This is a genomic window from Paenibacillus sp. FSL E2-0201 (genome assembly GCF_037963325.1).
Lineage (GTDB): Bacteria > Bacillota > Bacilli > Paenibacillales > Paenibacillaceae > Paenibacillus_AQ.
Genome location: NZ_CP150154.1, coordinates 3,366,092 through 3,382,961 on the forward strand (window position 1 = coordinate 3,366,092; position 16,870 = coordinate 3,382,961).

Annotated in this window: 17 protein-coding genes; 10 read left to right on the forward strand and 7 right to left on the reverse strand. The window is 42.2% G+C overall.

Going from position 1 to position 16,870, the window contains the following annotated elements:
• Entirely contained in the window at nt 1-1,761 is a 1,761-nt protein-coding gene (gene dhaK / locus NSU15_RS15105) for a dihydroxyacetone kinase subunit DhaK (protein ID WP_076120870.1), read from the forward strand.
• A 78-nt stretch (nt 1,762-1,839) separates the two neighbouring features.
• Here the strand turns inward: dhaK and NSU15_RS15110 are convergent, their stop codons facing one another.
• Complete coding sequence (locus NSU15_RS15110) at nt 1,840-2,181, reverse strand: nitrous oxide-stimulated promoter family protein (protein WP_076120871.1); 342 nt, start codon at nt 2,179-2,181, stop codon at nt 1,840-1,842.
• Between the two features lie 132 nt (nt 2,182-2,313).
• Here NSU15_RS15110 and NSU15_RS15115 point away from each other — a divergent pair, with 132 nt between their 5' ends.
• On the forward strand, nt 2,314-3,366 hold the full coding sequence (locus tag NSU15_RS15115) for an HD domain-containing protein (RefSeq protein ID WP_339291160.1): 1,053 nt from the start codon (nt 2,314-2,316) through the stop codon (nt 3,364-3,366).
• A gap of 20 nt (nt 3,367-3,386) precedes the next feature.
• Here the strand turns inward: NSU15_RS15115 and NSU15_RS15120 are convergent, their stop codons facing one another.
• Nucleotides 3,387-4,400 (reverse strand): CapA family protein, encoded by a 1,014-nt coding sequence (locus NSU15_RS15120; RefSeq protein WP_339291162.1) that lies wholly within the window; start codon nt 4,398-4,400, stop codon nt 3,387-3,389.
• Nucleotides 4,401-4,522: 122 nt separating this feature from the next.
• On the opposite strand from NSU15_RS15120, the gene NSU15_RS15125 reads away from it, so the two are divergent.
• Nucleotides 4,523-5,422 carry a glycerophosphodiester phosphodiesterase gene (locus NSU15_RS15125; protein WP_052414606.1) on the forward strand — a complete coding sequence of 300 codons (900 nt, stop codon included), beginning with the start codon at nt 4,523-4,525 and terminating at the stop codon, nt 5,420-5,422.
• Nucleotides 5,423-5,449: 27 nt separating this feature from the next.
• Here NSU15_RS15125 and NSU15_RS15130 read toward each other — a convergent pair whose 3' ends face one another.
• On the reverse strand, nt 5,450-6,019 hold the full coding sequence (locus tag NSU15_RS15130; RefSeq protein ID WP_076120874.1) for a hypothetical protein: 570 nt from the start codon (nt 6,017-6,019) through the stop codon (nt 5,450-5,452).
• Nucleotides 6,020-6,162: 143 nt separating this feature from the next.
• Nucleotides 6,163-7,032, reverse strand: a complete 870-nt coding sequence (locus NSU15_RS15135; protein WP_339291164.1) for an AraC family transcriptional regulator — start codon at nt 7,030-7,032, stop codon at nt 6,163-6,165.
• A gap of 123 nt (nt 7,033-7,155) precedes the next feature.
• On the opposite strand from NSU15_RS15135, the gene NSU15_RS15140 reads away from it, so the two are divergent.
• From NSU15_RS15140 to NSU15_RS15155, 4 genes are all read left to right on the forward strand, one after another.
• Complete coding sequence (locus tag NSU15_RS15140; RefSeq protein ID WP_339291166.1) at nt 7,156-8,214, forward strand: Gfo/Idh/MocA family oxidoreductase; 1,059 nt, start codon at nt 7,156-7,158, stop codon at nt 8,212-8,214.
• Entirely contained in the window at nt 8,211-9,068 is an 858-nt protein-coding gene (locus NSU15_RS15145; protein WP_339291168.1) for a sugar phosphate isomerase/epimerase family protein, read from the forward strand. The genes NSU15_RS15140 and NSU15_RS15145 overlap by 4 nt, the downstream gene beginning before the upstream one ends.
• Nucleotides 9,069-9,092: 24 nt before the next feature.
• Complete coding sequence (locus tag NSU15_RS15150) at nt 9,093-9,986, forward strand: sugar phosphate isomerase/epimerase family protein (RefSeq protein WP_339291170.1); 894 nt, start codon at nt 9,093-9,095, stop codon at nt 9,984-9,986.
• Nucleotides 9,987-10,243: 257 nt separating this feature from the next.
• The gene (locus tag NSU15_RS15155; protein WP_339291172.1) at nt 10,244-12,178 is read left to right on the forward strand and encodes a hypothetical protein; all 1,935 of its coding nucleotides are present in this window, start codon (nt 10,244-10,246) and stop codon (nt 12,176-12,178) included.
• A gap of 57 nt (nt 12,179-12,235) precedes the next feature.
• Here NSU15_RS15155 and NSU15_RS15160 read toward each other — a convergent pair whose 3' ends face one another.
• From NSU15_RS15160 to NSU15_RS15170, 3 genes are all read right to left on the reverse strand, one after another.
• A complete protein-coding gene (locus NSU15_RS15160) occupies nt 12,236-13,072 on the reverse strand; it encodes an IS3 family transposase (RefSeq protein WP_339291227.1) in 837 nt (278 codons plus the stop codon).
• A complete protein-coding gene (locus NSU15_RS15165) occupies nt 12,988-13,386 on the reverse strand; it encodes a helix-turn-helix domain-containing protein (RefSeq protein WP_042123336.1) in 399 nt (132 codons plus the stop codon). Before NSU15_RS15165 ends, NSU15_RS15160 begins: the two co-directional genes overlap by 85 nt.
• A 198-nt stretch (nt 13,387-13,584) precedes the next feature.
• Complete coding sequence (locus NSU15_RS15170; protein ID WP_339291173.1) at nt 13,585-14,118, reverse strand: GNAT family N-acetyltransferase; 534 nt, start codon at nt 14,116-14,118, stop codon at nt 13,585-13,587.
• 364 nt (nt 14,119-14,482) lie between these two features.
• Here NSU15_RS15170 and NSU15_RS15175 point away from each other — a divergent pair, with 364 nt between their 5' ends.
• The 3 genes from NSU15_RS15175 to NSU15_RS15185 all read left to right on the forward strand — a co-directional run bounded on the left by NSU15_RS15175 (nt 14,483) and on the right by NSU15_RS15185 (nt 16,866).
• The gene (locus NSU15_RS15175) at nt 14,483-15,376 is read left to right on the forward strand and encodes a LysR family transcriptional regulator (protein WP_076120881.1); all 894 of its coding nucleotides are present in this window, start codon (nt 14,483-14,485) and stop codon (nt 15,374-15,376) included.
• Nucleotides 15,377-15,494: 118 nt separating this feature from the next.
• Nucleotides 15,495-16,010: a GNAT family N-acetyltransferase gene (locus tag NSU15_RS15180; protein WP_076120882.1), complete on the forward strand. Its 516-nt coding sequence runs from the start codon at nt 15,495-15,497 to the stop codon at nt 16,008-16,010.
• A 4-nt stretch (nt 16,011-16,014) separates the two neighbouring features.
• Nucleotides 16,015-16,866: a transporter substrate-binding domain-containing protein gene (locus NSU15_RS15185; protein WP_076120883.1), complete on the forward strand. Its 852-nt coding sequence runs from the start codon at nt 16,015-16,017 to the stop codon at nt 16,864-16,866.
• Nucleotides 16,867-16,870 lie beyond the last annotated feature (4 nt).

Consider the following 16,870-nt stretch of genomic DNA (forward strand, 5'->3'; position numbering starts at 1 on the left):
ATGAAGAAAATTATGAACAAGCCGGAAACGCTAGTCCGGGAGATGTGCAACGGACTTGTCCTAGCGCATCCTGAGCTGGATTTCAACGATAAATTTAAAGTGATTTCTAAAAAAGAGATCAATGCCGATAAAGTTACGCTTATTAGCGGTGGCGGAAGTGGGCATGAACCAGCCCATGCCGGGTTTGTAGGCAGCGGTATGCTGGATGCAGCCGTGTGCGGTGATGTGTTCGCTTCTCCATCACAGATTCAGGTCTATCAAGCGATCCGCCGTTCTGCGAGCCAAAAGGGTACATTGCTGATTATTAAAAACTACAGCGGTGACATCATGAACTTTAAAAATGCGGCTCATCTCGCAAGTGAAGATGGTATACAAGTGGAATATGTCAAAGTAGACGATGACATTGCTGTTGAAGACAGCCTGTATACTGTAGGGAAACGAGGGGTTGCCGGAACCGTTCTCGTTCATAAAATAGCCGGGGCTGCAGCAGAAGCAGGACTGTCCTTGACGGAAGTGAAAGAAGCGGCGCAACATGCGATTGACCATGTTCGCACCATCGGCTTCGCCTTTACATCTTGCACCGTTCCTGCCAAAGGAACTCCGACGTTTCATATCGAAGAAGATGAGATGGAATACGGTGTAGGAATTCACGGTGAACCTGGAATTCGCAGAGAAAAAGCCGTGTCAGCGGATGAACTGGCGCAGCGAATGGTTACGTCCTTGCTGAGCAACTTGCAGATGAACGATGAGTCACAGCATGAAGTTGCTGTTCTAATCAATGGATTTGGTGGAACACCACTGCAAGAGCTTTATTTGTTGAATAATTCTGTGATCCGTGAATTGACGGCCAAGAATAAGAAAGTGTTTAAAGTATTTGTCGGTAACTATATGACTAGCATCGATATGGCCGGCGCATCAGTGTCGATTATGAAGCTGGATGAGACGCTGAAGAAATGGTTGTCTGCTCCGTGTGATACACCGGCATTGTCGGTTAAAGGTTCATTTGAGCCCGTGAATTATACCGAGATCATCAAGGAAGAGAAAGCAGACAGCACGGTATCTTTCAAGAATAATACGAATGCTGAAGCAGCGGTAATTAAGAACAACCAGTTCTCCTTGCAAAATATTGTTTATTTGATTGATCAAATGAGTGAGGTCATTATTGAGAATGAGGTGCCTTTCTGCGAGCTAGATGCCCACGCCGGAGATGGTGATTTTGGGATGAGCGTAGCCAAGGGCTTTAAGCAGTTGAAAGTAGAATGGGAAGATATTTTAGCTCATCATCTCAGCAATATCGGTGATTTCCTTGATGCTTGTTCTTTGATCATTATGGAGCATTGTGGTGGAGCATCTGGACCGATCTGGGGATCGGGCTTCCGTGCAGCGAGCAAGACTGCGCAGCAAAAGCAGGAGTTGTCCATCCAAGATTTTGCCAATATGATGCAAGCTGTAGTTAAAGGGATTCAGGATACGGGTGAAAGATCCTTCGGGAGAGGTGCTGTCGTTGGCGACAAGACATTAATTGATGCGCTTGTACCTTTTGCGGATGCCTGGACACAAAGCGCAGAACATGGTGATGATATTAAAATGGCAGCAATCAAAGCTGCGGAAGCCGCAGTTCTCGGTGCCCAGAAGACTTCGGACGTCGTTGCCCGTATGGGAAGAGCAGGTACGGTGGGGGAACGCAGCATTGGGTATCCGGATGCGGGAGCCTACGCGCTTGGTGTTATATTCACAGAGCTGGCAAAAGCAATGAGATAAGTACGAGAACGCACTAAGCAATTGAATAGGATTAAAAACAGCAACAGTCATTGACTGCTGCTGTTTTTATTTATATGCTTATTTTCTTAACTTACCTGGTAATGGGATATGCCTAATCGACTCAACTGGATGGTAGAGTAACATCCATGGACCTGAGAAACGCATAACTTCTTTAATTCTTTGCCGATACTCCTGTTTGTAACAATGGATAGGGCACTTTGCACATGCTGTTTTGTCTTCCCCGAATTGGCAGAGAGATAATCTTTTTGTTGCATATTCATTTAAGCCCTGACATTCCTCGCATAACCCTTTTTGATGATGTTTTTTCTTACAATATATACGAATCATTTTTTCAACAATTTCTTTTTCTTTTCGGATTTTCGGACCATCATTTAACTGCCTTTTTGTTTGTGCTGCCATGTTAATACGAATCCTTTCAATGTTATAAAAATGTATTCTACGATAACTATATCATTAGATTTTTAATGGGAGCGGGTACTTATTTAACATTTCTATGGCATTTGCTATGAAAATAAGTAAAGAAACTTGTCGATGAATGAGGTAAAATCTTTTAGTGAAGTGAGGGCGGAAAGTATGAGTAATATAAATACTGATCGATACATTGCACAATTAACAGGTAGTGATGAACTATGGGAACCTTTGTGGGGACTTAAAACCAGATTAACGGAAACAGAATCCTATTTATTAAATTCGTTCCCGGTACGCAGACTGCATTTTATTCATCATAGCGGATGCAGCTACATCAATACACAACATGTCGCCACCCGGTTACAGCACACTCTTGGAGTATTTTCTTTAGTTGCCTACTATTGTCCGGATTGGTATGAACTAAGGATTGCTGCGCTATTACACGATATTGGACATAGCCCTTTCAGCCATGTTTTAGAACAGATAGAGGGTATTGATCACCATAAAAGAACAAATGAGTTGCTATATTCCCCTGAGATAAGTGATATCCTTTCAAAAGATAATTTTGAACCCAGTGTGATATTAGATTTAATTGAGGGTAATACAATAAGTCCCCTACGAAATAAAGATAATAAGATCCATTTGGATCATCTGGATTCATGGGTGAGGAGTGCACAAATCACGGGGCTTCTACAATCACCTGCTCAGCTATTACCTAAATTAGAATTAGAGGGCAACTATATTTCGACGGATGTTGATACTGCTGAGTTATTATTACAATTTATTATTTCTGAAGCAAAGTTTCATTGTTCGGAAGTTAATATCGGGCCGAATGTTATTCTAAAACATTTGATTTCTAAACTAATCGATCATAACGTTGTAACTGTCGAGGCTATCAGTGAGATGACGGATTCCAGACTAGAGACTTTATTATTAAGCAATGAACAGACAAAAGAAGAGGCTAATCGCTTGTTTTACCATTCGCAAGAAATAAAGGTCAGTCGCAAAGCAGAAAACGTTGCTTCCAATCAATACAGTTTTGTTCTGAATAAACTATATTTATCCGAACCCGTCATCAAAGATGGAGTGGTCTTAGTCAATTCATTAACTTCATATCCGATGCTCGAGCGATTAAGTTCGTTTTTGGGTACATACCTTATTAGTTGGAATGACTAAATGATTGTGAGTTGACGTCTTTATGGCCACTTTAAAATATCTATAGTATGCTTCAACATACGATTTAAGCGATTTCTCCGTTCCGTTATTAAATCTGTGTTCTTTAACGTATCATGGATGGGAATGACCTCAGAAATTTGTTTACCGCCTTTTGTTATCCTTCGATCGACGCAAGTTGGGATGTAATTTATGTCCGTTATACTCGTGTTACCATTATTGTCCTTTTTAATGGTGAGCGTAAGAATGATTCCGCTTTGTGTAAATGGATTATTCTTAAGCTTAGTCGAAACAAAATTACCTAGGGAATAACTAACGAATTTCTTTTTCCCCTGAACGGATATCGGTTGCAGCACGTGTGGGTGAGATCCCAAAACGATGTTTGCACCATTCTTAAGAAAGAGGCTTGCCAGTTGCTTTTGCCTCTTATTAGGTGTGTACTGATATTCTTTTCCAAAATGCATATAAAGTAAGACCAGATCGACTTTCTTTTTTAAATCTCGAATTTCTCTAAGTATTTTATTGGTTTCTATCCGATTGACTAACCATGGCTGTTGAATAGGTACAGGGATTCTATTGGTTCCTGCAGTGTAAGAGAGGATTCCAATTGTAATCCCTCTAACGTTTTTGATTAGCGTACGCTTTGATTCTTGTACTGATCTTGATGTACCGGTATGATCGATTCCACTACGGTCTAATACTCGTAATGTCCGAATCAGACCCGAGGCACCATAATCCATACAGTGATTGTTCGCTGTTACTAATACATCAAATCCAGCTTCTTTTAGCGCCGGTGCTAATTCATCCGGGCACTTGAATGTTGGACCGCCAGATCGTAGACTTTTTCGACATTCTCGTCCGTTTCCTGGAAAGGTGGTTTCGAGATTACCGATGGTTAGATCCGCCTGTCTTAGATAAGGAGTTACTTTTGCGAACAGGGGAGTGAACGAATAGGTTCCGTCCGATTGTTTAGCATCAGAAATAATGTAACGCTTGACCATAAGGTCTCCTACAGCAGCTATTTGTATTTCGGTCATCTGTATCCACCTTTTTTCGTTTTCATATAGAATATGGAAGAAAGCTGTTATGGGTTATTTTTTTGGCAAAATGGACATCAAGTAATATACACTAATTTTTTTGAAAAGAAGAGGGAAGCTTTATGCAAAGGATTCAAGATTCTAAAATGTACTTTATATTTATTCACATCTTTCTGTTGATTTTATTGTGTACCTCCATGTATGCCTATTCTCCGTGGATTCGTACGAAAGTGAAGGAAATTCTTGAGCCAGCGGACAAAGTATATACCATTGCTCACCGTGGCGCTTCAGGATATGCGCCTGAGAATACTATACCTGCATTTGAACTTGCCATGAATATGGGGACCGATTATATCGAGTTAGACATACAGTTAACTAAGGATCGTGTTCCTGTAGTTATTCACGATGAAACGATTAATCGCACGACGAATGGAACGGGTTATGTTAAAAATTTCACCTTGGAGGAGCTTTCGAAATTAGACGCCGGCTCATGGTTTAACGAACAGTATCCCATGTTTGCTAGGGATCAATATGCTGGATTACGTATTCCGACTTTAGAAGAGGTATTTGAAACGTTTGGAAAAGATGTGGACTATATGATTGAAATTAAAGAACCCGCTTTGAATCCGAACATCGAAACCATCTTAAACGAACAAATTGAAAAATATAATCTGTCAGATCATGTTTCCGTACATTCATTTAGTGAGACGAGTTTACGTAGATTGCATTCCATTAACCCAGAGATTCCTCTTTATCAAATTGTTTGGTATAATATTCCGGTTTATAAAATACCAGAATCTTATATTAACCGAGTAAAAACTTATGCAGTTGGCATAAGTCCTAACTTTCAAAGAATAAATTCATCCTATGTTGCACAGGTGAAAAATGCTGGGCTAAAGGTATTTCCATATACAGTGAATTATCAAGTCAATATGGACAAAGCCGTGATTTGGGGCGTAGACGGGGTACATACCAATTTTCCTGACCGTTTTAACGAAGTGATTAAGAATAATAAGAAGTAAGGAAACCCTAATTCATCTATCGGGAATTCATATTCCAAATACATCGATTTCGGAAACAGGAAACCATATTTTTGAATCCACATCTTTAAAAAACACTTGAATAGTATAGGTGCCTTTTGCATTAAAGGAATAAGTAAACTCGTTGGTTTTGAACCAGAAGTTTTCTTCACTTTTCTTAATTTGTTGATTATCTATGGTTTCTGTTTTATCCGTAGGATCGGTGATCGTAAGTTTTATATCTGATATTTCTGTCTTCAAATGATCCACTTGTAATAAAGTTGAAAAAGCAAAGCGGGCAGGACTTTTTACCTTACCAAAGATCTCTCCATTGTTATCAAGCAATACCATATTCACATTTGGCTTGTAGATTCGAACCTTTTTACTTGTTTCGTCCAAAGTAATTAAAGCAAACAAATTTTTAGAAAGCTGTTCAGCAGGTAAGAGGATATCTCCCTCGGATAATATTGCTGCCTGTTTTTGAATCGCGTTATTGAAATAGAATGAAACTTCTGATTGGTTTGATGCGGCATAAATCATTGTTCCCGGTAAAATCATTATGCAAAGTACTAATACAGTCAGTTTTACTATTTTTCTCAATGATTTCCCCTCCTATAGAGCTTTATGTTAATTATACCCATAAGATGGAAGATAGTTTCTCTTGTGGTATGGATCTATAAGAAGGGACCAATTGCAATCTTCTGTGAGCAGAGAAAATGTGAGAATAGGGGCAAACATGCTAACTAGAACCCTCTCACCTTGCTAGGGGTTACTTTTCTATGCTTTTTGAAGGTTCGGCTGAAATAGTAGATGTCGCTGAAGCCAGAAGTGGTAGCGATTTCAGAAATTGTTAACTGGGTATGCCTTAGCAAATAATCTGCACGGTCTAAACGGATAGCGTTTATATATTCCGATATCGTATGCCCAGTTAATTCCTTGAAGAGACGACTGAAATGGAAGCGGCTTAACCCTGTTAGTGCCGCAAGTTCGTCAACTTGAATCGGTTCCTGGTAATGGGTATCGATATAACGTAATACAGGTGCGAAGCGTTCGACGGTTTTACTGCGTCTTTCTTGCTCAGCCTGTGAGAGTACGGTGACGATATGTCTGCGCAATAGCAGCGTTAGCAGACGGTATAGCTCCGACTTGACAGCCAGCTCATACCCAAATTCGCGAAGTTCCAGTTCTCGAATAATCGCCAGTGCACAGTCTGTAATGTTCTGATCCCCCCGAATATGGTTACGTAACAGCAGCTGGTTCTGCTGAATGGGGGCGATGAACTTGGTCTCGGCAGCGTCGCTTACCGCACTATGCAGCAAAGAAGTATCTGCAATAATTGCATAATACAATAAATCAGAAGAAGCGCTAACTCCATAATGCAGCTCATTGCTGTTCACGGCAACTAAGTCACCAGCCCTGACCCTGATTGGTGTCCGTCCGCATTCAAATACTGCCTCACCGCTTTCAATAAATAGAAATTCCAGATGCTCATGCCAATGATGTGAGAACAGTACAACTCCCTCTTGGTTGAAGCGCTGAGTATGTACTTTAATCGGAAACTCGGGATCTGGCATATCCATGGATTCTTGTAGATGTTTATCATAGTCGCGCATATATGGACTGCACCTCCTATAGCACAATTGTACAAATGAAACCGCAAGGCTCTGCATGGTGTTTAGGGTTGAAATCATTATAATACGAATCATACCCAATGCAAAATAAAGGAGCGAGTGTTGATGAATATACTCAAAATCGGTGTAATAGGTACGGGCTCTATCTCCGGTATGCACTTAAGTGCTTATCGGGATAATCCGCAGACGACCATATATGCGGTTTGTGACCTGAATGAAGAGCGTGCACGTGCAGTTGCTACTGAGTATAACGTCGAAAAAGTATACACAGATTACCGTGAATTGCTGGCTAATACCGAAATAGATGCAGTCAGTATCTGTACATGGAACAACTCTCATGCTGAGATCAGCATTGCGGCCCTTGAGGCAGGCAAGCATGTGCTTGTAGAGAAACCGCTTTGTCGCACGGTCGAAGAAGCACTTCAGGTTCAGAAGGCAGTGGAAAAGAGCGGAAAGATCTTGCAAGTAGGCTTTGTAAGACGTTATGACTCTAATGCCCAGCTACTTCAGACATTGGTGGAACAAGGAGAATTCGGCGAAATCTACTATGCGAAGGCTACGACGTTCCGGAGACTTGGCAATCCCGGCGGCTGGTTCAGTGATATTGAACGTTCCGGCGGCGGACCTCTGATCGATATCGGCGTCCATGTGATCGATCTATGCTGGTATTTGATGGGCCGTCCGAACCCAGTATCAGTAAGTGCCAATACCTACCGGAAGCTCGGCAATCGTTCTAATATCAAGAATCTTTCTTTTTATAAAGCCGCTGATTACGACGCAGCGAACAATACGGTGGAAGATTTGGCAAATGCACTGATTCGTTTTGAGAATGGAGCTTCGCTGATGGTCGATGTCAGCTTTACACTGCATGCCAAAGAGGACGAGCGTTCGGTGCGCCTGTACGGTGACAAGGGTGGGTTTGAAATTGATCCTGAGATAGTCCTCGTCAAAGAACTGTCGGATACGATTATCAATACCTATCCGCAGACCGATCATAAGGGGTTTGAGTTCAACAGTGCATTCCAGAATGAGATTAACCACTTTGCGAACAACATCAGCAACGGCTCTACACCGATTAGTCCTGTACAGGACGGCGTTACAATCATGAAGATTCTCGGCGCGATCTATGAATCCGCTGCCAAAGGCGAAGAGGTGAAACTATGAAGCTAGGAATTAGTACCTACAGTTTGCATTCAGCTTTTTCAACGGGTGAGCTCACGCTTGAAGGAGTCATTGAGACGATCGCCGATCTGGGCGCGGAGCATGCGGAGATTGTACCCTTGGGCATCAATTTGGTTGAGAATCCTGAGCTAATTGATCAGATTGTACGAACGGCAGCAGGTCGTGGACTAGAGTTGTCTAATTATGCTATCGGGGCGAACTTTGCCGGGCTTGAGACAGCGGAAAGACAGCGGGAAGTCGAACGGGTAAAACGGGAAGTAGATGTCTGTGCGGCATTAGGTATTAAGAAGATGCGGCATGATGTAGCTTCGTCAGAAGATCTCTCAATTACGCACTTTTTGGAAGAGCTTCCACGTTTGGCTGAAGCCTGCCGAGAAATTGCCGATTATGCCGCAGGTTTGGGCATTACGACCAGCGTGGAGAATCATGGATACTTTATTCAGCACAGCGATCGTGTACAGGCGTTGGTTCACGCAGTAGGAAGAGATAACTTCCGTACAACACTCGACATTGGTAACTTCCTGTGCGCAGATGAGAATCCGCTTATTGCTGTGACTAACAATATTAAGCTTGCTTCGATGGTACATTTCAAAGATTTCTATATTCGTCCGCAGGATCGCCAGCCTGGCGAAGGTTGGTTCCAGTCCTCCGGTGGGAACTGGTTGAGGGGGGCCATCGTTGGTCAAGGAGACATCGATATGCCGAGTGTCATTCGAACCGTTAAGGAAAGCGGTTACGACGGATATATCTCTGTAGAATTCGAGGGAATGGAAGAGTGCCGCAAGGGAACAAGACTTGGGTTGGAATACATCAAGCGGGTTTGGAACCAAATCTAATTCATTTTAAGGAGGATTATTGCCATGGTTAAACCAATTATCACTAACAAAATCGGTGTTATCGTAGACAGTTTTCAGGTCGGAGTAAAAGAGGGATTGCGCAAGGCAAAAGAAGCAGGGGCTGATGGAGTTCAGATTTATGCGGTGCAAGGTGAATTTGATCCCGCTAACCTATCTCCGTCAGCCCGCCGTGAATGGAAGGAATACATCGCTTCACTGGGTCTCGAAATTTCTGCCCTCGTTGGAGATTTAGGCGGACATGGATTTCAAGACCCTGCACAGAACCGAGCCAAAATCGAAAAGTCCAAACGCATTATGGAGCTGGCCAAGGAGCTAGGTACAGATATAGTTACTACACATATCGGTATTGTTCCCTCGGACCACACCAGTAAAATTTATGAAACCATGCACATCGCCTGTGAGGAACTAAGCAGATACGCGCATGAGATGAATTCTTACTTTGCGATTGAGACTGGGCCAGAACCCGCTGCGCGTCTGAAGACGTTCCTCGACGGTTTGGGTTCCAAAGGGGTTTCTGTTAATTTTGACCCGGCCAACATGGTGATGGTGACTGGTGATGATCCCGTGCAAGGTGTTCATACACTAAAAGACTACATTGTACACACCCATGCTAAAGATGGTCTCAAACTTGCCGATATCGATCCGCGCGATATTTATGGTCAATATGGATATGAAGCACCCGCATTAGACCATGAGAAGATGGCTGAAATGGCCGAGACCGGCTCGGCGTTCCGTGAAGTTCCACTTGGAGCAGGTTCTGTTGACTGGAACAACTATCTGCAAGCGCTGAATGACATCGGTTATACAGGATTCCTGACCATAGAACGGGAAGTTGGCACTAATCCAGAGGAAGATATCCGCCAGGCTGTGAATTTTTTAAAGGGCTTTCGGGTCTGAATGTGGTAGTGTTAAAGATTAAATCGTTCATCCAATCGTTAGGATAAAAGTGAGCTGCCTTACAGGAGAACAGGCCTGTACGGTGGCTTTTTTTATTGCTACAAACAATTTTACTTAGTTCAGGATAAGAATCTGAGCCATTTACTACAGGCTAGGTTTGATCTAGATAATACTTTTAATAGGTGCTAAATCTCATTTTTTGCAACTTTATCCTCTATTTGGCGTTAAAGAAGAGAGAATACGAAGGGGGAGCCTATATGAAAAGGATAAATCTACTAGCCCTTTTAGCAGTCATTTCAGTAATCATTGTTGGATGTATAAATACAGGGAATAAGGATAAAGCGAATCAAATGCTGATCGATATAAGCTCTGTTCATTCCATAACAATCCTGAGCGATAGCGGTGAATCGATGACCCTAACGGACAGCAAGTTAATAAAACAATTCAAAGCTATACATACTGCTGAGTATGACAGCGCCAAGCTTGATATTGCAGCACCTGATTATGAAGCTATTGTTGAAATGAAAAATAAAGAAAACGAAAAGTTCTCATTCTGGATTAAGGGCGAGAATCAAGGTCTTTTCACCAAATCAGGACAAAATGGACATTACAAATTGCCGGAAACAGAAAAAGCAGTATTGCTTCACTTATTTCAAACAAATGATCAACAAACAGAAACCAATAATCTAAAAATCGATGAGGACATAAAGCGAATTACAATAGCGAACTCTCTAGCACATGGTTCTGTGAATGCTAACATAAAGGAAGAATACATAGATCATGAAACCATAGAAATTTTCGTCCGAGCCATCCGTAACGCTGTACAAATACCAGGGATTTTAAATACCGCAACTCCTAACTACGATATTGTTCTAATTTCAGATAATCATAAATATGCCTTTCATTTATGGATTAACGAATCAAGTGAGCAAGGCATGTTAATGAATGTGAACGAAACGAGCACAGGTTACAGCCTTACTAAGGAATCAACTGCCGAGTTAAAAAAGATTACGTTCATGGCTTCAACATTTAAGGGGCTGGAGTTTAATGCAGTACGGAGCTCAAATGGAGATCTGGTGGCTAAACCAATAGGCATATCCGAAAATAACTATATATTAAACGGTGGAGCAGTAGTTGAACTGCAGGGAATCACATATCACACCATTCATTTTTTCTATGGCGACCACAATGCAATCAATGCTTTGCTAGCCCATGATCCTGCTACGGATGAAGTTAAGTTGAAATGGAGTGATGAGCTGAACGATTCCAATAATCGTTGGAACAATGCCTTTATGTACAACTATAATATGCTAATCCCGTTGGACGAGGATCATCTATTATTTCTGGAATCGGATCTGACGAAAGAAGCTGGGCAATATCATTTGTCCTCATATAATGTTGTTACAGGAACCATCGAACGACTTCGGGAGGACTTTTGGCCGCTTTCTGATGATTATGATTACATATATAAATTTCAATGGAAAGCTGATGAGCAAAAATTGTTTATGCAGAGTTACCTCGGTAATGTATGGATCTTTGATCTGAAGAATGGAAAGGACGATGTCCATCTTCTGAAATATCGCGTAATCCCTCATTCGACGACTGGGGCGCCATCCCTATTTCTTTCACCAACCTTTAAGAGATTTGTACATGATGATGAGAGCGGGCTGTTAACCTTTTACGATAATAAAGGAGCTTCGCTACATACTGTACCGTTACCACAAGAGCAATATGTACCTTCTGAGAAAATAAAGTGGAACCCGGCGGGCACGATTGCTTGGATGGATACAGCAGAGATCAACCAAAACCGAATCCATGATATCGATATCGATTATTTGAAAATAGCTCCACAAAAAATTAATTTTTATAATCAGGATGGGCTTCCCATCAGCTCTATTAAGACTGATAGCGACCAAGAAGATGCAGCGGTTGAAGTTGTAGGATGGATGGACGCTAATGTAGCTGTGATGAAATCCTATTCAGTAGAACTTTTGTACAAGGATACTATAGGGCTGAAGGTTAAGAATGTTTCCTATTATCTCTATGATGTAAAAAAGAAGCAGAGGGGTGCAAGCTATTCGTCAATTCCCTCAAGTGCAACCGTTACTACAGATCAACGAATAGATGATGCCGATAATGAAGGGAATATCACTGTAAGTTCTAAGGAAATCACCTACAAAAAAGGAAAATAAAAAAGCCTCGGGAAGCTTCTGGTCAAGCCCCCATTTTATAGACACTGAAAAAAGACCCTAGGCAATAAGCTGTTTCCGGTACTCTACCGGAGGCAGCTTATTTAACCTTCGTTGTGGCCGATGTTGGTTATAAAATCGAATGTAATCTTCAATTTTCCTTTGTGCCTCATCCATATTTCGGATATCATAAGGATAGAGTCCTTCCGTTTTGAGATGCGAGAAGAAGCTCTCCATAGAGGCGTTGTCATAACAATTGCCTCGGCGAGACATGCTGATTCGGGCCCCAACCTTTGGCAGCATGTCGTGGTATGCATGAGACGTGTATTGGAATCCCTGATCGCTGTGAACGATCAGTCCAGTCACGTCTTTTTGCTGACTCCACGCCTGCTCAAAGGTCCGGAGAACCAGTTCGTTGTCGTTCCTAGCGCTCATTTGATAAGCGATAATTTCGTTATTGAATAAATCTTTAATCGCAGAAAGATAGAGCCACTTTTCGCCTACACGATATTGCGTAATGTCTGTCACCCATTTTTGGTTGGGAGCATCCGCTTTGAAATCCCGTTTCAAAATATTTTTCGCCACACGGTCTCCTTCAGAAGTAGCATAATTACAACGATGTTTTCGGCGGATCCTCGAACGAATGCCTAAATCCTGCATAATTCTGAGTACCTTCTTATGATTCATCCAAACCCCGTGGTCTTGTAGCAAGAACAATTGAATTTGGCGATAACCGTAGACTCCTTCATACCTTTCATAGACCTTCTGAATGAGCGCCTTTGCTTCCTGATCCCGATCTGTTCCTTTGCGCTTCATGAAAGCGTAGTATCCACTTCTAGAGACCCTAAAGAGTTTACACAGGTTGCTAACGGCATACTCTTTTGCAGCGTTCTCAATGACTCTATATTTGTGCGTTTCACCTCCTGCATCCAGATTTCCAAACACTTTTTTAGCATTTCATTTTCCCGTTTGAGCTTTTGAACATACCTATCTTGATCGATATATTCAATACGACGCCCCCGTTGATCTAGTAGCCCAAATTCCCCTAGCTCTCGGTATTTCTTCATCCATCTCTTTACCCGTCCTTGATCTTGTATCTCAAAATGCTCCGTAATTTTCCGATAAGTCCATCTTTCCTCCACATGTAAACGAATGGCCTCTTTTTTAATCTCATCTGAGTAATTTTTAAACTTCTGTCCTTTAATCGCCATAAAAATGCACCCCCTAGAATTTCATCGGATAAACCAGGGGTTTTTTCCAATGTCTATTCTAAGGGGTGCACTTCACTTCCCGAAGCTTTTTTATTATTTCAAGACATATTAATCTTCGTCATTGATAAGCTGCAAGTGAAAAGTGTTTCGAAGGTAACGCAGGCACGCAATGAGTCAGTATGAACTCAGAGTCTATATTTATCCTGCTGTAGTACGAACTAAAGGTAGTAGGTCTAGTTGGAAACCCTGTACCAGGGTTTCGCCGTTCATAAGATCGGTCTCATACGCCCGTTTGAAGCCTAAGTGATAATAGAGCTTGATTGCTGAAGCCATCATTTCTGAGGTATGCAGATTTAAAGTGGCGGCACCCAACTCGCGGGATCTCCTTGCAGCTTCGTGAATCAGATGGGTCGCAACGCCGAGGCCGCGAGCAGATGGGGACACGGCAAGCAGGCGCAGGATAGGGGAGTGAATACCTAGCTCTGGCTTACCGTAAGCCGTTTCCGAGGAAGAGAACAATAGTGCGCTACCAACGATTTGCTCATTGAGCTCAGCGATGATTCGCACAATTGGGGCATCTCCATGGACGGAATCAAGAAGCGATTTCCGGTATTCCAGCCATAACGGTTCGGGCATGATCTTTGAATATTGGTGGTAAGCGTCCAGTATCACTTCAGCGATGGCATCACGATCATGATTCTCAGCTTCACGGATAATAATCTCTTGTGACATATTCTCGCGATCCCCTTTCAATTAAATGTATAGTTCATACGAATGGAGTCATTATATACGATAATTCCGAGTTATATAAGTGGTATTTTATAATTTTGATAAATGAATAGAAAAGCTTTATATGAAATAAACATAACAGTCGATTACAAAGGGATTCGTTAATGCTTCTTCAGTTCAAACGTTGAACTTATGTATTAATTATGCGTCGGATTTTTTAAAATCCGATTATTTTACACGGAATTTAAGTTGACAAAAAATGGGGGCGTGAATAAGATATAAACAAAATCTATAGGAAAGCAACGCTATATTTCATTGTTTTTTCATCGGAATAGTAAAGTTAAACAGGAATTTAGGGGGAATAGGGATGAACATTGAAAATATTGAGGCTTTTGTCTACATCAACCATTATGGAAGCTTCAATAAAGCGGCCGAAGTCCTATATATTTCTCAGCCGACAGTTACGGCACGGATTCAATCGCTCGAAAGGGAATTGGATTGCAGAGTGTTTGATCGGTTGGGTAAGCAGATTAGCCTAACGGATAAAGGGAAGCAATTTCTTCCCTATGCCCAGCAGATTCTCCAGATCTATCAGAACGGTAAACATCAGGTTCAGGCCAAGGGGCATATTCCGAATGAGCTGAGGATTGGTAGTACTGTCTCGGTGTCCAATTATCTGATGCCCCATCTAATGCTTCATTTGAAGCGTAAGTATCCGCATATCACGATCAAGCTGATGACAGCTTCTACGGAAGTGTTGATTGATAAACTTAAATCCAAAGAGCTAGATCTGGCTTTTATTCGGAAGGTCGTAAATCCAGCCATTCAAGCCTTTCCTTTCTGCGAAGACCCCATTTCGCTGTATGTAGAGAAGGGGCATCGCTTAGCAAAGGCACAACGTACATCGCTGGAAGATATTCGCCAGGAGACGTTAGTCTTTTTTGAATGTGGGTCTTTAGATTGGATGCGGCTGCATCGTGTATTTGAGAGCATGGAACAGCCGCCGAAGATTGAATATCAGGTGGATAACCTGGAGACGGCCAAGAAGCTGGTGTTGAAAAAAGCAGGCATATGTTTTCTTCCGGCACTCAGTGTACAGGAAGAGGTATCGGCAGGGACGTTAGTACGGGTGGATATTGCGGAGACGGAAGGCATCTCCTTACGAACCAGCCTGATTTCACTTAATGGTGAGAACGCTGAATTCATAGAAACTCTACTTGAACTCGGGATTGGTAAAACGGGAAATCGACTAATTGTATAGATGTATTAAAAAACTCTATTAGCGCATCGGCAAATGCAGTGATAAAGTTAATTGCATATAATCACGACTATTTCGATAGGAATTATAAATTTAAATTCGAAAGGATGGAGAGCTTGCGATGAGTGAGACATACAGGCTGGCAGAACTGAAAGATGCGGAGAATTTGCTAGAGGTTACATACCGTGCTTATGAGCTGATTCGTGAGCTCGGGCTGCATTGGCCGGCGGCTACAGCTGACTTGGCACTTATTGAAGACAATATTGCTACGAATGAGTGTTATGTGCTTGAAGTTGATGGAACGATCGTTGCAACGATAACACTTTCAAAAGAAGAAGAGATTAAGAAGATTAGCCCACTTCCTTTTATTAAATGGTTTGCTGCTCATCCGGATTACAGTAACAGAGGTTATGGTGGAAAGCTTTTGGATTGGGTGGAAGAGCACATTATTGCTGGACAATTGGGTTCGGCTGCGGTCACGCTGGCAACGGCGAAGAAGCACCCATGGTTAGTTCAAATGTATGAACGCCGGGGGTATGAACGGTTTCTGGAGCTGGACCAGCAGAATGGTGACGGCATTATGTATCTGATGAAAAAAACACTTATAGATAAACCACAATTCATTCAAAGGGGATAGAACAATGAAAAAGTCCATTTCACTAGTAATTGCATCGTTATTGACACTGGCGATTGCCGGTTGCGGAAATAGCAGCACGAACAGCAGTAAGAACGGAAATGTGGCGGATGCCGCAACACCAGCTAATACTTCGGAAAAGGTAACTAAAATCATCGTAGGTACGGGTACTGCTTTTCCGAAGGTCTGCTTCATAGATGAGAACGGCAAGCTTACAGGCTTTGATGTAGAACTGCTCAAAGAAATCGATAAGCAGCTGCCAGAATATGAATTTGAGTTTCAAACCATGGATTTCAGTAATTTGCTGCTGAGTCTGGAAACTAAAAAAATCGACCTTGTCGCCCATGTCATGGAGAAAAATCCAGAGAGGGAATTGAAATATTCTTTTAACAAAGAAGCCTATGCCCACTGGAGAAACCGCATCGTAGTGGCGAAGGATAATGATTCGATCCAATCACTCGAAGATCTTAAAGGAAAAAAGGTGTTAGTCGGTGCGACAAGCGCACAAGCGCAAATTCTGGAGAACTACAATAAAGAGCATGACAATGCAATTAATATTGTGTATCAGAACGGTGCAGCAAATGATACCGTCGCACAGATTAGTACTGGACGTGTGGACGCTACGCTGGCTGCAGATTTTGTCCTACCGATCATTGATCCGCAGAGTCAGCTAAAAGCTACGGGCGACGAGCTGTCCTCCGCGGACATTCTCTATGTTTTCCGTAAGGATGATGCCGATTCACAAAAGCTGTCAGATGCGATTGACAGTGCGATTAAAGAGCTGAAGACAAACGGAACACTGGGTAAGCTGAGCACGGAATGGCTGGGTGCGGATGTTACTGCGGATTCGGTTAAATGATTGA

What these genes read in the sequence shown, in the direction of transcription:
- NSU15_RS15110 (WP_076120871.1), bottom strand. Translation starts at nt 2,181, where the DNA reads ATGGCAGCACAAACAAAAAGGCAGTTAAATGATGGTCCGAAAATCCGA.
- NSU15_RS15115 (WP_339291160.1), top strand. Translation starts at nt 2,314, where the DNA reads ATGAATGAGGTAAAATCTTTTAGTGAAGTGAGGGCGGAAAGTATGAGT.
- NSU15_RS15150 (WP_339291170.1), top strand. Translation starts at nt 9,093, where the DNA reads ATGGTTAAACCAATTATCACTAACAAAATCGGTGTTATCGTAGACAGT.
- NSU15_RS15165 (WP_042123336.1), bottom strand. Translation starts at nt 13,386, where the DNA reads ATGGCGATTAAAGGACAGAAGTTTAAAAATTACTCAGATGAGATTAAA.
- NSU15_RS15125 (WP_052414606.1), top strand. Translation starts at nt 4,523, where the DNA reads ATGCAAAGGATTCAAGATTCTAAAATGTACTTTATATTTATTCACATC.
- NSU15_RS15145 (WP_339291168.1), top strand. Translation starts at nt 8,211, where the DNA reads ATGAAGCTAGGAATTAGTACCTACAGTTTGCATTCAGCTTTTTCAACG.
- NSU15_RS15170 (WP_339291173.1), bottom strand. Translation starts at nt 14,118, where the DNA reads ATGTCACAAGAGATTATTATCCGTGAAGCTGAGAATCATGATCGTGAT.
- dhaK (WP_076120870.1), top strand. Translation starts at nt 1, where the DNA reads ATGAAGAAAATTATGAACAAGCCGGAAACGCTAGTCCGGGAGATGTGC.
- NSU15_RS15185 (WP_076120883.1), top strand. Translation starts at nt 16,015, where the DNA reads ATGAAAAAGTCCATTTCACTAGTAATTGCATCGTTATTGACACTGGCG.
- NSU15_RS15155 (WP_339291172.1), top strand. Translation starts at nt 10,244, where the DNA reads ATGAAAAGGATAAATCTACTAGCCCTTTTAGCAGTCATTTCAGTAATC.
- NSU15_RS15135 (WP_339291164.1), bottom strand. Translation starts at nt 7,032, where the DNA reads ATGCGCGACTATGATAAACATCTACAAGAATCCATGGATATGCCAGAT.
- NSU15_RS15140 (WP_339291166.1), top strand. Translation starts at nt 7,156, where the DNA reads ATGAATATACTCAAAATCGGTGTAATAGGTACGGGCTCTATCTCCGGT.
- NSU15_RS15175 (WP_076120881.1), top strand. Translation starts at nt 14,483, where the DNA reads ATGAACATTGAAAATATTGAGGCTTTTGTCTACATCAACCATTATGGA.
- NSU15_RS15120 (WP_339291162.1), bottom strand. Translation starts at nt 4,400, where the DNA reads ATGACCGAAATACAAATAGCTGCTGTAGGAGACCTTATGGTCAAGCGT.
- NSU15_RS15180 (WP_076120882.1), top strand. Translation starts at nt 15,495, where the DNA reads ATGAGTGAGACATACAGGCTGGCAGAACTGAAAGATGCGGAGAATTTG.